The sequence below is a fragment of the Streptomyces sp. TLI_185 genome (assembly GCF_003814765.1).
Taxonomy (GTDB): domain Bacteria; phylum Actinomycetota; class Actinomycetes; order Streptomycetales; family Streptomycetaceae; genus Streptomyces.
In genome coordinates this window covers 5,681,799-5,695,117 of sequence record NZ_RKRB01000001.1, presented here as the reverse complement: position 1 = coordinate 5,695,117, position 13,319 = coordinate 5,681,799, and the positions used below count along the sequence as shown (strand labels likewise).

15 protein-coding genes, 1 tRNA gene and 1 pseudogene are annotated in these 13,319 nt (G+C 69.3%); 9 read left to right on the top strand and 8 right to left on the bottom strand.

What is annotated here, in order from left to right:
• Window positions 1–76 precede the first annotated feature (76 nt).
• The 3 genes from EDD92_RS26230 to EDD92_RS26220 are packed head-to-tail and all read right to left on the bottom strand — an operon-like array spanning window position 77 to window position 1,649.
• Entirely contained in the window at window positions 77–970 is an 894-nt protein-coding gene (locus EDD92_RS26230; protein WP_123966539.1) for an NUDIX hydrolase, read from the bottom strand.
• Window positions 971–1,029: 59 nt separating this feature from the next.
• A complete protein-coding gene (locus EDD92_RS26225) occupies window positions 1,030–1,494 on the bottom strand; it encodes a RidA family protein (RefSeq protein WP_030942378.1) in 465 nt (154 codons plus the stop codon).
• On the bottom strand, window positions 1,491–1,649 hold the full coding sequence (locus EDD92_RS26220) for a DUF4177 domain-containing protein (protein ID WP_003967454.1): 159 nt from the start codon (window positions 1,647–1,649) through the stop codon (window positions 1,491–1,493). The genes EDD92_RS26225 and EDD92_RS26220 overlap by 4 nt, the downstream gene beginning before the upstream one ends.
• Window positions 1,650–1,726: 77 nt before the next feature.
• Between EDD92_RS26220 and EDD92_RS26215 the strand changes: the two genes are divergently transcribed.
• Together EDD92_RS26215 and EDD92_RS26210 are read left to right on the top strand one after the other, a co-directional pair.
• Window positions 1,727–2,722: an ArsA-related P-loop ATPase gene (locus tag EDD92_RS26215; RefSeq protein ID WP_234341696.1), complete on the top strand. Its 996-nt coding sequence runs from the start codon at window positions 1,727–1,729 to the stop codon at window positions 2,720–2,722.
• 55 nt (window positions 2,723–2,777) lie between these two features.
• Window positions 2,778–4,145: an ArsA family ATPase gene (locus tag EDD92_RS26210; RefSeq protein ID WP_123966537.1), complete on the top strand. Its 1,368-nt coding sequence runs from the start codon at window positions 2,778–2,780 to the stop codon at window positions 4,143–4,145.
• A gap of 14 nt (window positions 4,146–4,159) precedes the next feature.
• Here EDD92_RS26210 and wblA read toward each other — a convergent pair whose 3' ends face one another.
• A complete protein-coding gene (gene wblA, locus EDD92_RS26205) occupies window positions 4,160–4,498 on the bottom strand; it encodes a transcriptional regulator WblA (RefSeq protein WP_185124443.1) in 339 nt (112 codons plus the stop codon).
• A gap of 408 nt (window positions 4,499–4,906) precedes the next feature.
• On the opposite strand from wblA, the gene EDD92_RS26195 reads away from it, so the two are divergent.
• A complete protein-coding gene (locus tag EDD92_RS26195; RefSeq protein WP_123966536.1) occupies window positions 4,907–7,177 on the top strand; it encodes a transglycosylase domain-containing protein in 2,271 nt (756 codons plus the stop codon).
• A 66-nt stretch (window positions 7,178–7,243) separates the two neighbouring features.
• On the opposite strand, the gene EDD92_RS26190 is transcribed toward EDD92_RS26195, so the two are convergent.
• A complete protein-coding gene (locus tag EDD92_RS26190; RefSeq protein WP_030942369.1) occupies window positions 7,244–7,711 on the bottom strand; it encodes a GatB/YqeY domain-containing protein in 468 nt (155 codons plus the stop codon).
• Window positions 7,712–7,830: 119 nt separating this feature from the next.
• Here EDD92_RS26190 and EDD92_RS26185 point away from each other — a divergent pair, with 119 nt between their 5' ends.
• The 3 genes from EDD92_RS26185 (at window position 7,831) to EDD92_RS26175 (ending at window position 9,713) form a co-directional block, all read left to right on the top strand.
• On the top strand, window positions 7,831–8,757 hold the full coding sequence (locus tag EDD92_RS26185; RefSeq protein ID WP_123966535.1) for a metallophosphoesterase: 927 nt from the start codon (window positions 7,831–7,833) through the stop codon (window positions 8,755–8,757).
• A 54-nt stretch (window positions 8,758–8,811) separates the two neighbouring features.
• Complete coding sequence (locus tag EDD92_RS26180) at window positions 8,812–9,597, top strand: Pr6Pr family membrane protein (RefSeq protein WP_123966534.1); 786 nt, start codon at window positions 8,812–8,814, stop codon at window positions 9,595–9,597.
• 42 nt (window positions 9,598–9,639) lie between these two features.
• Window positions 9,640–9,713: transfer RNA gene (locus EDD92_RS26175), tRNA-Pro, on the top strand.
• A 275-nt stretch (window positions 9,714–9,988) separates the two neighbouring features.
• Here the strand turns inward: EDD92_RS26175 and EDD92_RS26170 are convergent.
• Window positions 9,989–10,389 (bottom strand): annotated as a pseudogene (locus tag EDD92_RS26170) (hypothetical protein).
• A 28-nt stretch (window positions 10,390–10,417) separates the two neighbouring features.
• On the opposite strand from EDD92_RS26170, the gene EDD92_RS26165 reads away from it, so the two are divergent.
• The 3 genes from EDD92_RS26165 to EDD92_RS26160 all read left to right on the top strand — a co-directional run bounded on the left by EDD92_RS26165 (window position 10,418) and on the right by EDD92_RS26160 (window position 11,799).
• Window positions 10,418–10,915 carry an Asp23/Gls24 family envelope stress response protein gene (locus EDD92_RS26165; RefSeq protein ID WP_399184068.1) on the top strand — a complete coding sequence of 166 codons (498 nt, stop codon included), beginning with the start codon at window positions 10,418–10,420 and terminating at the stop codon, window positions 10,913–10,915.
• A gap of 36 nt (window positions 10,916–10,951) precedes the next feature.
• Window positions 10,952–11,077, top strand: a complete 126-nt coding sequence (locus EDD92_RS51355) for a hypothetical protein (protein ID WP_260326762.1) — start codon at window positions 10,952–10,954, stop codon at window positions 11,075–11,077.
• Window positions 11,078–11,274: 197 nt separating this feature from the next.
• Window positions 11,275–11,799, top strand: coding sequence for a DUF5994 family protein (locus tag EDD92_RS26160; RefSeq protein ID WP_221268130.1), 525 nt, complete (start codon window positions 11,275–11,277; stop codon window positions 11,797–11,799).
• A 63-nt stretch (window positions 11,800–11,862) separates the two neighbouring features.
• On the opposite strand, the gene EDD92_RS26155 is transcribed toward EDD92_RS26160, so the two are convergent.
• Window positions 11,863–12,261, bottom strand: coding sequence for a DUF5994 family protein (locus EDD92_RS26155; protein ID WP_123966532.1), 399 nt, complete (start codon window positions 12,259–12,261; stop codon window positions 11,863–11,865).
• A 42-nt stretch (window positions 12,262–12,303) separates the two neighbouring features.
• On the bottom strand, window positions 12,304–13,305 hold the full coding sequence (locus tag EDD92_RS26150) for an acyl-CoA desaturase (protein ID WP_123966531.1): 1,002 nt from the start codon (window positions 13,303–13,305) through the stop codon (window positions 12,304–12,306).
• Between the last annotated feature and the right edge of the window lie 14 nt (window positions 13,306–13,319).

Sequence of the window (13,319 nt, the reverse complement as noted above, 5' to 3'; positions counted from 1 at the left end):
CCGCGCCGCGGTGCGAGGGGCACACGAGAGATCGCGCCCCCGCCTCGCGACCGGCCCGGAAGGTCTGCTGCGTCCGTCATGCGGAGGCTCCACCAGTAGGGAGGTCGGTCGGACGATCGGTCGGGATGTGCTTCGTGAACTCGTCGTGGCCGGGCCAGAACAGCTCGATCTCGCCGTCCTTCAGCCGGGCCTGTGCGAGGACGGGCGTGAGGTCTCGGCCAGGGGCCGCGGCGAGCGCGTCGGCGGCCGTGGCACAGGAGGCCAGCTGGCGCAGGGTCGCGATGGTGGGCGGCATCATCGTCAGCTCGCCCTTGTCGTACGAGGCTGCCGCGTCCCCGGGGCGGATCCACACCGTGCGGTCGGCCTCCGTGGAGGCGTTGCGGGTGCGCTGACCGGGCGGGAGGGCGGCCACGAAGAACCAGGTGTCATAGCGCCGGGATTCGAACTCCGGGGTGATCCAGCGGGTCCAGACGCCGAGGAGGTCCGAACGCAGGACCAGACCGCGGCGGTCCAGGAACTCCGCAAAGGAGTACGCACGGGCGGCCACGGCCGCACGGTCGGCCTCCCAGTCCTCGCCCGTGGTGTCACCGACCACGGAGTCCGCGGACGGTCCGGCGAGCAGGACGCCCGCCTCCTCGTACGTCTCGCGTACGGCCGCACAGACGATCGCCTGGGCCGACCTCTCGTCGACGCCGAGCCGCTCGGCCCACCACGCGCGCGTGGGCCCGGCCCAGCGGACGTGGTGCTCGTCGTCGCGGGGGTCGACGCCGCCACCCGGATATGCGTACGCGCCTCCGGCGAAGGCCATGGAGGCGCGTCTGCGCAGCATGTGCACGGCGGGGCCGCGGTCGGTGTCCTTCAGGAGCATGACGGTGGCCGCGCGCTTCGGAACGACCGGGGTGAGCGTGCCGTCCGCGAGTCCGCGGATGCGTTCCGGCCAGTCCTCGGGAAACCACTGCCCATTCGCCATGGGCGGAGGCTATCCCGTGGTGCGCGAATGTTCGAGAGGTCCCCGAGGTCAGAGCGCCGCTACGGGACGAGCTCGACCTGGATCTCGACCTCGACCGGTGCGTCCAGCGGCAGCACCGCCACACCGACCGCGCTGCGCGCGTGCACACCCTTGTCGCCGAGCACCTCGCCGAGCAGTTCACTGGCACCGTTCACCACGCCGGGCTGGCCGGTGAAGTCCGAGGCCGAGGCGACGAAGCCCACGACCTTCACCACGCGCGCGATGCGGTCCAGGTCGCCGGTGACGGACTTCACGGCGGCCAGGGCGTTCAGCGCGCAGGTGCGGGCGAGCTCCTTGGCCTCCTCGGGCGTGACCTCCGCGCCGACCTTGCCGGTGACGGGCAGCTTGCCCTCCACCATCGGGAGCTGTCCGGCCGTGTACACGTAGGAGCCGGACTGCACGGCCGGCTGGTACGCGGCCAGCGGCGGCACGACCTCGGGCAGGGTCAGGCCGAGCTCGGCCAGCTTCGCCTCCACGGCGCTCATGCCTTCTCCCGCTTCAGGTAGGCCACCAGCTGCTCGGGGTTGTTCGGCCCGGGCACGACCTGGACGAGCTCCCAGCCGTCCTCGCCCCAGGTGTCCAGAATCTGCTTCGTTGCGTGGACGAGCAGTGGCACAGTCGCGTATTCCCACTTGGTCATGTGGCCGACTTTAGCCGCTGCCCGCCCACCGCCTCCCGTCGCGTTGTCCACAGGCTGTCGCGTGGTTGGCGCACGGACTGGTTAGGCTCGAAGGCGTGAGCAGGCTCCAGGTCGTCAGCGGCAAGGGCGGGACCGGAAAGACGACGGTCGCCGCCGCCCTCGCGTTGGCCCTCGCGACCGAGGGGAAGCGGACGCTTCTCGTCGAGGTCGAGGGGCGCCAGGGCATCGCGCAGCTCTTCGAGACGGAAGCGCTGCCCTACGAGGAGCGGAAGATCGCCGTCGCTCCAGGGGGCGGGGAGGTGTACGCCCTCGCCATCGACCCCGAACTGGCCCTTCTGGACTATCTCCAGATGTTCTACAAGCTGGGGGGCGCAGGCAGAGCCCTGAAGAAGCTCGGCGCGATCGACTTCGCCACCACCATCGCGCCGGGTCTCAGGGACGTGCTCCTGACCGGCAAGGCGTGCGAGGCGGTACGGCGCAAGGACAAGGCCGGGCGGTTCGCGTACGACTACGTCGTCATGGACGCGCCGCCCACCGGCCGCATCACGCGCTTCCTGAACGTGAACGACGAGGTGGCGGGCCTCGCCAAGATCGGCCCGATACACAATCAGGCGCAGGCCGTGATGCGGGTGCTGAAGTCGCCGGAGACGGCCGTGCACCTGGTGACGCTGCTGGAGGAGATGCCCGTCCAGGAGACCGCGGACGGGATCGCCGAACTGCGCGCCGCGAAGCTGCCGGTGGGCCGGATCATCGTGAACATGGTGCGGCCCGAGGTGTTGGACGCGGAGGATCTGGAACTCGTACGCAGCGTGCCGCGTTCTTCTGTTGCCAGGTCGCTGTCGTCGGCGGGACTCGGCGGCGCGCGCCGCGGTGGGAACGCGGAGAAGCTGGTGGACCCGCTGCTGCAGCAGGCCGACGAGTACGCCGAGCGGTACGCGCTGGAGCACGAACAGCGGGCGGTGCTGGCCGAGCAGGGCCTGCCGCTGCACGAACTGCCGCTGCTCGCCGAGGGCATGGACCTGGCGGGGCTGTACGAACTGGCCACCGAGCTGCGGGAGCAGGGCCTGTCATGAGCCGGGGCACACGGAGCACGAGTCGTCAGCAGCAGAAGCAGAAGCAGGGGATGTCATGAGTCCGGAGCCGGCCCACACACAGGAGACCGCCCGTCACCACCTGACCCCCGCGCGTGTGCTCGACGTCGACCCGCTGCTCGACGACCCGAACACGCGGATCGTGGTGTGCTGCGGTTCGGGCGGGGTGGGAAAGACCACCACCGCGGCGGCCCTCGGCCTCAGGGCCGCCGAGCGCGGTCGCAAGGTCGTCGTCCTGACCATCGACCCGGCCCGCCGGCTCGCCCAGTCCATGGGCATCGACTCGCTCGACAACACCCCGCGCCGGGTGAAGGGCGTCGACGGCGACGGCGAACTGCACGCCATGATGCTCGACATGAAGCGCACCTTCGACGAGATCGTCGAGGCGCACGCGGACGGCGAGCGGGCCGCCGTGATCCTGAACAACCCCTTCTACCAGTCCCTCTCTGCGGGCTTCGCGGGCACGCAGGAGTACATGGCGATGGAGAAGCTCGGGCAGCTGCGCGCCAGGGACGAGTGGGACCTGATCGTCGTCGACACCCCGCCGTCCCGCTCGGCGCTCGACTTCCTGGACGCGCCCAAGCGGCTCGGCTCGTTCCTGGACGGCCGGCTGATCCGGCTGCTCACCGCCCCGGCCAAGCTCGGCGGGCGGGCGGGCATGAAGTTCCTGAACGTCGGGATGTCGATGATGACCGGCACCCTCGGCAAGCTGTTGGGCGGTCAACTCCTCAAGGACGTCCAGACGTTCGTGGCCGCGATGGACACGACCTTCGGCGGGTTCCGCACGCGCGCGGATGCGACGTACCGGCTGCTGCAGGCACCCGGGACGGCGTTCCTCGTGGTGGCGGCCCCGGAGCGGGACGCGCTGCGGGAGGCCGCGTACTTCGTGGAGCGGCTGGCCGCCGAGGACATGCCGCTGGCCGGTCTGGTGCTCAACCGGGTCCACGGCAGCGGCGCCGCCCGGCTGTCGGCCGAGCGTGCGCTCGCCGCCGCGGAAAATCTTGTGGAGCCCCGCATTGTCGATCAGGACGGCGGGAAAGCTGGACTTCGTAACTCTCCCGACACGTACGGCAGTTCAGGCTCCCCCGCTTCCGAATCCCCTGCTGACGGGTCCGCAGAGCCTCCCGCGTCCGAGAACCACTCCCCCGGTCCGGATCAGGAGGACGAGGGCGCCCAGGGCGTAGAGCGGCTCACCGCAGGTCTGCTCCGGTTGCACGCCGAACGTATGCAACTGCTCTCCCGCGAGCAGCGCACGCGTGACCGCTTCACCGCGCTCCACCCCGAGGTGGCGGTGGCCGAAGTGGCCGCGCTGCCCGGCGATGTGCACGACCTCGCAGGGCTCAGGGACATCGGGGACCGGCTCGCGGCCAACCGGCCGGAGCTGCCCGAGGCTGCCGTCGACTGAGCCGAGGGGTGCCCTCAGCTCACCGCCGCGTAGTTCTCGTACACCTCGTCGTCGTCGAGCGGCAGGATCCCCACGCCGCGTTCGTACTCCAGACGAGCCGTCTCAAGAAGCCGGCGCCAGGAGGTGACGGTGGGTCGCCTGCGCAGCAGTGCGCGACGCTCCCGCTCCGTCATGCCTCCCCACACGCCGAACTCGACGCGGTTGTCGAGCGCATCAGCCAGACATTCCGTGCGCACCGGACATCCGGTGCACACTGCCTTGGCCCTGTTCTGCGCTGCTCCCTGAACGAACAGTTCATCCGGATCGGTAGTGCGGCAGGCGGCCTGCGCACTCCAGTCGGTTACCCAGCCCATACCGGCGCCGTCCTCTCCCGAATCGAGGCTCCCCCACGGCGGCAGCGGCATATTCACCGCCGCCAGTTGAGGACGTTACGGAAGGTGGGCACAGCGCAACACCCCCTTCGGGCCCAATCTTGAATGGCCCGAACGGACTATGCGTAAGCGGCAGATCACCCGGGGGAGTGAGCTGGTGACATACGTGACCTTCCCGGCAAAACGGGACAGTTCAGTTGAGTCACAACGGACGCCAGGTGACACACAAGGCGGATTCGGACACGTCCCCATCAAAAAAGTTGGGGAACCTCCGGAACGATTCGGGGTCGCCGGACGTATTGATACGTGGCCCTGCTGCTGTGACAGTTGAGAGCAGCTTAGGCCAAGGCATATACGTGTGTCCGGCGAATGAGAACGTAGGCTGCCCTCATGCCAAAGAAGCGCTCGGGCGGTGGCCTGTCCCCCACGCAGCAGGCCGCCAAGTTCCTCGGTGTCAGTGTGCTCGCGGGGGCCGTCCTGGCCGGTATCGCGCTGCCTGCCTTCGGCGCGCTGGGACTTGCGGCCAAGGGCTCGGTGGAGAGCTTCGACGATCTCCCCGCCAACCTCAAGACGCCGCCCCTGAGCCAGCGCACCACGATCCTCGACGCCGACGGCGGCCAGATCGCCACGGTCTACTCGCGCGACCGCACGGTGGTCGGCCTCAAGGACATCTCGCCGTACATGCAGAAGGCGATCGTCGCGATCGAGGACTCGCGCTACTACCAGCACGGCGCGGTCGACCTGAAGGGCATCCTGCGCGCGCTGAACAAGAACGTGCAGAGCAGCGGGGTGGCCCAGGGCGCCTCCACGCTCACGCAGCAGCTCGTGAAGAACGTCGCCATCGAGGAGGCCGGCGACGACCCGACGAAGGTCGCGCAGGCCACGCAGCAGACACTCGGCCGCAAGATAAGGGAGCTGAAGTACGCGATCCAGCTCGAGGAGGAGCTCGGCAAGAAGAAGATCCTCGAGAACTACCTGAACATCACGTTCTTCGGCGAGCAGGCCTACGGCGTCGAGGCCGCCTCCCAGCGCTACTTCTCCAAGCACGCCAAGGACCTGAACGTCCAGGAGTCGGCGCTCCTCGCGGGCATCGTCCAGTCGCCCAGCCGGTACGACCCGGTCAACGACTCGACGGAGGCCACCAGGCGCCGCAACGTCGTCCTGCAGCGCATGGCCGACATGGGCGACATCTCGCAGGCGGAGGCCGACAAGGCCAAGAAGACGCCGCTGGGCCTCAACCCCAGCCAGCCGAAGAACGGCTGCATCACCGCGGTCAAGGGCGCCGGCTTCTTCTGCGACTACGTGCGCGAGGTGTTCCTCACCAACCCGATGTTCGGCAAGACCAAGCAGGCCCGGGCGAAGGTCTGGAACCAGGGCGGTCTGACGATCCGTACGACGCTCGACCCGCAGGCCCAGTCCTCGGTCCAGGCGTCCATCAAGGAGCACGTCTACAAGACCGACGACGTGGCCACCGCCGCCACCATCGTCGAGCCCGGCACCGGCAAGATCCTCGCGATGGGCCAGTCCCGTCCGTACGGCTTCGGCAAGCACGAGACGCAGATCGACCTGTCGGTGAACTCGGACATGGGCGGCGGCGCGGGCTACCAGCCCGGTTCGACGTTCAAGCCGATCGTGGCCGCGGCCGCCATAGAGCGCGGCACGCCGGCGACGCAGACGTACTCCTCGCCGTACGAGATGGACTACCCGGCCCCGGTCTCGGCCTGTGACGGCAGGACCTGGGACGAGAAGGGCGTCAAGCTCACCAACGAGAACCCCGAGGAGCGCGGCCCGTACTCGATGAAGGAGGCGACCGCCAAGTCGGTCAACACCTACTATGTGCAGCTGATCAGCGACATCGGCATCTGCCCGGTGACGACGATGGCGCAGAAGATGGGCGTCGAGCGGGCCGACGGCAAGAAGATCCAGCAGGCCCCGTCCATCGCGCTCGGCACCCAGGAGATGTCCCCGCTGACGATGGCGAACGCGTACGCCACCTTCGCCTCGCGCGGCATGTACTGCACGCCGGTCGCCATCTCGTCCATCACCCAGACCGTCGCCAGCCAGAAGAAGTCCCTCGCGGTGCCGAAGACGACCTGCACGCGCGCGATGTCGGAGAAGACCGCCGACACCGTGACCACCCTCCTCAAGGGCGTGGTCGAGGACGGTACGGGCCAGGAGGCGGGCCTCGACAACCGCCCGAGCGCCGGCAAGACCGGTACGACGGACAACCGGTACGCGGCCTGGTTCGTGGGCTACACGCCGAACATGGCGGGCGCGGTCTGGGTCGGCGACCCGGCCCACAAGCGCCAGATGAAGGACATCAGCATCGGCGGCGTCTGGAACGACAAGGTCTACGGCGGCAAGGTCCCCGGCCCGATCTGGCGCGACATGATGACCGGTGCCCTGGACGGCAAGCCGGTGCAGGAGTTCAACCTCGTCAACATCCCCGACGGCAACAAGGGCAAGGGGAAGGGCCACGACGACGGGAACAACGGTGACAACGGCGGCACCACCGACGGCGGCCTCATCGGCGGGCTGACCGGCGGCGCCACGGACGGAGGCACGGACGGAGGCACCTTCCCGACGCCCACCTTCTCCTTCCCGGACAACCTGTTCCAGGGCACGAGCAACGGGAACGGGAACGGGGGACGGCGCGGCTGACGCGGAGGCCCGGGCCATGACGGCCCGGGCCTGAAACGCGTTTCTCGTCGGCGCGTCCCGCGCCGCTCAGCCCGCGAGCAGCTTCTTCACCGCAGCGGCGACCCGGCCGCCCTCGGCCAGGCCCGCGACCTTCGGGTTCACGATCTTCATGACGGCGCCCATGGCACGCGGGCCCTCGGCGCCGGCGGCCTTGGCCTCCTCGACGGCCGCGGCGACGATCCCGTCCAGCTCCTCGTCGCTGAGCTGCTTGGGCAGGTACTCGGCGAGCACCTCGCCCTCCGCCTTCTCCCGCTCGGCGCTCTCGGCCCGGCCACCCTGCGCGAAGGCATCGGCCGCCTCCCGGCGCTTCTTCGCCTCCTTGGTGATCACCTTGAGCACCTCGTCGTCGGAGAGCTCGCGCTTCTCCTTGCCCGCGACCTCCTCCTTGGTGATCGCGGTGAGCGTCAGCCGGAGCGTCGAGGAGCGGAGCTCGTTGCGCTCCTTGATCGCGGCGTTGAGGTCTTCCTGCAGCTTCGACTTGAGCGTGGTGGTCATGGATTTGATTGTCGCAGGTGTGGAACGTCCGACGCCCGTTCATTTAGAGGGCGGTGAGACCCGGGCCACCAAGGGGCAGCGCGGTTCTAGAGGTCTTACGCGTCTGACACGATGGACGTATGCGCGCTCGATACGGAGTACCTCTGGGGATCGCGGCGGCCGGTGCCGCCGGTGTGGTGTACGCGGCGGGATTCGAGGCCCGCTCCTTCCGGCTGCGACGGGTGACGGTCCCCGTCCTGCCCGCCGGCATGCGTCCCCTGCGTGTCCTCCAGGTCTCCGACATCCACATGGTCGGCGGCCAGCGCAAGAAGCAGCGCTGGCTGCGCTCCCTGGCCGGCCTGCGCCCCGACCTCGTGATCAACACGGGAGACAACCTGTCCGACCTGGAGGGCGTTCCCGAGGTTCTGGACGCCCTCGGCCCCCTGATGGACTTCCCTGGGGCGTACGTCTTCGGCTCCAACGACTACTACGGCCCGAGGCCCCGCAACCCCGCCCGCTACCTGCTGGAGAAGGTCCAGGGCCGCCACGGCCTGAACGGCAACCCTCCGGTGGTCGGCGCGATCCACAACCCGTGGGAGGACCTGCGGGACGGCTTCGACGCGGCGGGCTGGCTGAATCTCACGAACACCCGCGGCACGCTGAAGATCGAGGGCGTCACCCTGGAGCTGACGGGCCTGGACGACCCGCACATCAAGCGCGACCGCTACCCGCAGGTGTCCGGCGGCCCGTCGGCCACCGCGGACTTCTCGATGGGCGTCGTACACGCCCCCTACCTGCGGGTACTGGACTCCTTCACGGCGGACGACTACCCCCTGATCCTGGCCGGCCACACCCACGGCGGCCAGCTCTGCATCCCCTTCTACGGGGCCCTGGTCACCAACTGCGACCTGGACCCGGCGCGGGTGAAGGGCCTGTCCAGGCACACGGCGGAAGGCCGTACGTCATATCTGCACGTCTCGGCGGGCTGCGGCACCAACCGCTACACACCGGTACGGTTCGCGTGCCCGCCGGAGGCGACGCTGCTGACGCTGGTGGCCAGGGCGTAACCCGGTCGCCTCACCCACATCGCCCCATATGCCCCCTTTGCCTAGCTTGGGGGCATGACCGCTCCCATACCCAGGGACATACCGGACCTCCCGGCACTGCCCGGTGGGACCGTACTGGCGCCCTCCTACGTCCCCGCCTCCGCGGTGCTGGCCCCCGTGCACCGCCCCCTCGCCGCCGTGTACCGCCTGCTGGTGGCCCTGGCGGCAGCGGCAGGCGTGGCGATCGACCTGTTCCTAGGCAGCCCGGTCCACGTCCTGAGCTACTTCGCGATCCAGAGCAACATCCTGCTGGCCCTGGTCTTCGTGCTCGCAGCGCGCCGCGCCTGGACGGCCCGCCGCCCGCTCCCCTCCGCCCTGACCGGTGCGACGCTGCTGTACATCACCATCACCGGCCTGGTGTACCACCTGCTCCTGAGGGGCTCCTCGCCCCCGTTCTCCATGACGGGCGGCACCACACCACCGGCCGACTGGCAGTGGATCAGCAACCAGATCCTGCATACGGCCGTCCCCGTCGCCGCACTGCTGGACTGGCTCTTCCTGACGGCCCGCGGCCACCTCCACCTCCGCCAGGCGCCGACGTGGCTGCTCTACCCCCTGGCATACCTGGCGTTCTCCCTCGTCCGGGGCGAACTGATCCTCCCCGGCACACCGGGCCGCTACCTCTACCCGTTCCTGGACGCCGGCCTGCACAGCTACAAGAGCGTCCTCGGCAACGCCCTCCTCCTCGGCCTCGCCTTCTACGGCCTCGCCGTCCTCATGGTCGCCCTCGACCACATCCGCCCGAACCCCGTCCGCCACCGCGCGAAAACCGGATTTCGTCTCCAGCCACCAGTGGGCTAAAGTAAACGACGTCGCCGCGACAAGCAGGACATGCGACGACATCGGGGTGTAGCGCAGCTTGGCAGCGCGCTTCGTTCGGGACGAAGAGGTCGTGGGTTCAAATCCCGCCACCCCGACGCTGATCAGAGGGCCAATCGCATGATCGCGATTGGCCCTCTGTCGTGTCCGGGGCCAAACAAGGGGCCAACCGACGTTGCTTCTGCCGCAGCGCCCCACCTAAACCATCTACAGACGCTACGACGCCCTACCTCCTCTGCTCCGCGATCGCAGTCCACAGCGTCATGGCCAGATGCCGGTGCAGGAGGCTCGTTCAACCCGCGCGACGAGCCTTGTCGACGGCCTTCACCGGATGGGCGTCGACAAGACCAGGGCTGCCGGGGGTGCCTGCTGCTTACGACCGCTGATCGGTGGCCCGGGGGGCGGATGCCGGACGTTCGGCGGGCCGTGGTGCGGTCATGTCGAGTGGGAGCAGAGCGTCGTGGTCGGGGGTGCCGGGTTCGGCGGTGTAGACGCCGATGCGCTGGCCGGGGGTGCCTTCCACGTGCAGGGACTGGGATGTGAGGGTGAGTGTGCCGACCTGCGGGTGCTGGAAGATCTTCTGTGCGGGCTTGCTTCCGGTGACCTCTATCGTTCCCACAGGCCGGCGAAGTCGGGGCTCTTGAGGAGGAGTTCGCCGACGAGGTTGGTGAGGTCGAGGGCGTCCGGGGCGGTGCCGGCAACGGCGCGCAGGCGGGCGACGCAGGCGGTGATCTGCCGGTCCCAGTCGGGGAAGAGATCGCGGGCTGGGGGCACGACAGGCCGCCTGTTGCGGCGGAACGTGGTGACCGAAGATGACGGATACCGGACTGCCGAACCGGCCGGAGACCCTCACGCGGGATCATTGGGCGAGCGCGGCGGGAAGAGTGCGGGGGCGCCGCACCGAAGCGATCCGGAGTCGCGTGGCCGTACAACGATCGCCGACGGTGTGGTGGCGAAGATCGCCGGGATGGCCGCCCGGGATGTGCCGGGCGTCCATTCGATGGGCGGTGGGTTCGCCCGTGGCATGGGGGCCATGCGTGAACGGATGCCCGGTGCAGGCGGGAAGTCCGTCACCAGCGGAGTGAAGGTCGAGGTCGGCGATGTACAGACCGCTGTGGACCTGGAGATCGTCGTCGAATACGGCGTCTCCATCATCGAGGCCGCGGGCGACGTCAGAGAGAACGTGATCGCTGCCATCGAGCGGATGACCGGTCTGGAAGTTGTCGAAGTCAACAACGCAGTCGGAGATGTACATCTGTTCGACGAGGACGAGGGGCAACCAGAGCGGCGGCTCGAATAATCGCTTGCCGGAGCCACGGCGAGCAAGGAGCGCGCGATGGATATGGCCGCGGTTGGCCTGATCACCGGGATGGCGCCGGGTTCCGCCGGACGGTTCGCCGACGGTGACGGGGAACTCGGTGACCGCTTCCACACCCGCGAGCACGGTAACCGGCGACGGTGAGACCAGCCGCTCCTCGGAGGACGACCGCCGACGGAAGTGAGCCGACCTCCAGGAGCGGTCCGTTCGGCCTCTTCGGGGAGTAGCGTGAATTCATCGGGAGCACTTCGCACACCGGCTCCGATGCCGGTTTCGTTCCCGGTGAGCAATCGACACCGGGCAACTGCCCTCGCGCAGAGGTCCGGAGACGGGTTCGCGCAATGTCCGCGACCACCTCTCATCCCCCGCTGCGGGCCGTTCCCTTCAGGTCTCCGACCGCGCGACTCGCCCTGAAAGCCGTGAGTCCTTCACCAGGGCACGTCGAGTTGGACGGTGCCTGGTGGCCTCGGTCACGTGACCTGCCACAGGAACTCTCCGCTCTGGCGGACGTGCTGGATCCACTGTGGGGACGGATCACCCATATCGCCGTCAACCCCCGCCACTGGCCGAGCCTCCCGCGCAAGATCTTCGTCAACGGCCATGTGGTGAAGGCCGGTTGGTTCACGTCGGAGCAGGATCCGCACAAGATCCTGCTTCTGTCCTATACGGCAGGCCGCTGGGACCTCTTGGTGATACCCCCGGAGACCAGCGCTCCCTCGGCCGCCCGGCTGATGGCCGCCGCGGTCGCGAACACCGGCCCGCCGATGACCGCGACCGCCCTCGTGACGGCGGAACAGGCCGGCGGGACCACCTCCTCGTACGAGGCCACCAGCGGCCGGCCCGGCCGAGTGGTGGTGGGGGTGTGACGGTCGTCGTCGCCCTGGCCGTCGGTGCCTGATGATTCGCCGGGCAGTCCGTGGGGGGGCGGATCACACGTGACCACCTGCCGCGGCCGCCATGAGCGGTTCCGCTGTTTCCTCGGTCGCATCCGGAGGCACGACCAGCAGGTCCCAGCGCCCCCGGCCGGGGGCGAGCAGGACGATCGTGTGCGGGGCGGATGCCGCCACGGTCCTGCGCAGGCGTACGACCTGGTTGAAGACGAGCATCCGGCCGGGCACCGAAGACCACGTCGCGCCGTTGACGGTGACGCTGGTGATGTGACCCCACGCGCGCGGCAACCCGGCAAGCAGCCGGGGGAGTTCGGAGAGCAGGTCGTACGAACGGGGCCACCACGCTCCGTCGATGGGTCGGGGCATGCCGCTGCCGGATGCGAGACGCAACCGGAGGACGGGGTGGGAGGGAAGGGGGGACTGCAGTGCGGTGGTCATGAAGGCTCCTGCCAACTGCCGTAAGCGATTGGGGGGTTGACCTCAGGCGCGACGGCCCGCGACCCGCTGCGCCGTCGGCCAGCGCACGTCGTACACCCAGCCGAGGCGTTCAAGGAGGCGGATGACGGCGGCTGACGGGTCGATCTGACCGCGGTCGACGCCGTGCCGGGCGCTGGTGGGGTCGGCGTGGTGGAGGTTGTGCCAGCTCTCGCCGAACGAGAGCAGGGCGAGGGGCCACAGATTGGTGGCCCGGTCGTGGCGCCGGGTGCGGAACGGGCGCTCACCGATCATGTGGCAGAGGGAGTTCACGCTCCAGGTGACGTGGTGGAGCAGCGCGATACGTACAAGTCCCGCCCACAGCAGGGCGGTTACGCCGTACAGCCAGGTACCTCCGATGGCCCAGCCCACCCCGAACGGCAGGGCGAGCGTGAGGACGCACAGCGCCGGGAAGGCGCGGTCGACAGCGCGGATGTCGCGGTCGGCGAGCAGGTCGGGGGCGTAACGCTCCGGCGGCGTGTGGTCGTTGCGGAACAGCCAGCCGACGTGCGCGTGCAGCAGTCCGCGCAACTGGCCGCGCAGATGCGTGCCGTAGCGGTACGGGGAGTGCGGATCGCCGGGCCGGTCGGTGAAGGCGTGATGGCGGCGGTGGGTGGCGACCCAGCCGATGACATCGCCCTGGAAACTCATCGAACCGGCGACCGCGAGCGCGATCCGCACGGGACGGACGGCCCGGTAACCGCCGTGGGTGAGGCCGCGGTGGAAGCCGACCGTGACGCCGAGACCCGTGATCGTGTAGAGGACGAGCGCGAGCACGATGTCGGCGGGATGGATGAGACTCCCCCACAGCAGCCAGCCGGCGAGACCGATCGCCACGAACGGCAGGACGACGATCACCGCCGTCACCGCAACGTACAGACGCTCACCGCCGCTACGCGCGGGCACCGGACTGTCCGGTGGGAAGGGGGACGTCCCGTCGTAGCCCTGGGACGGCGGGGCGGGGTCCGACGGTGTGACCGTCGTGTCCGTGGTCGGACTGAGTGGCATACGTGGCTCCTCGG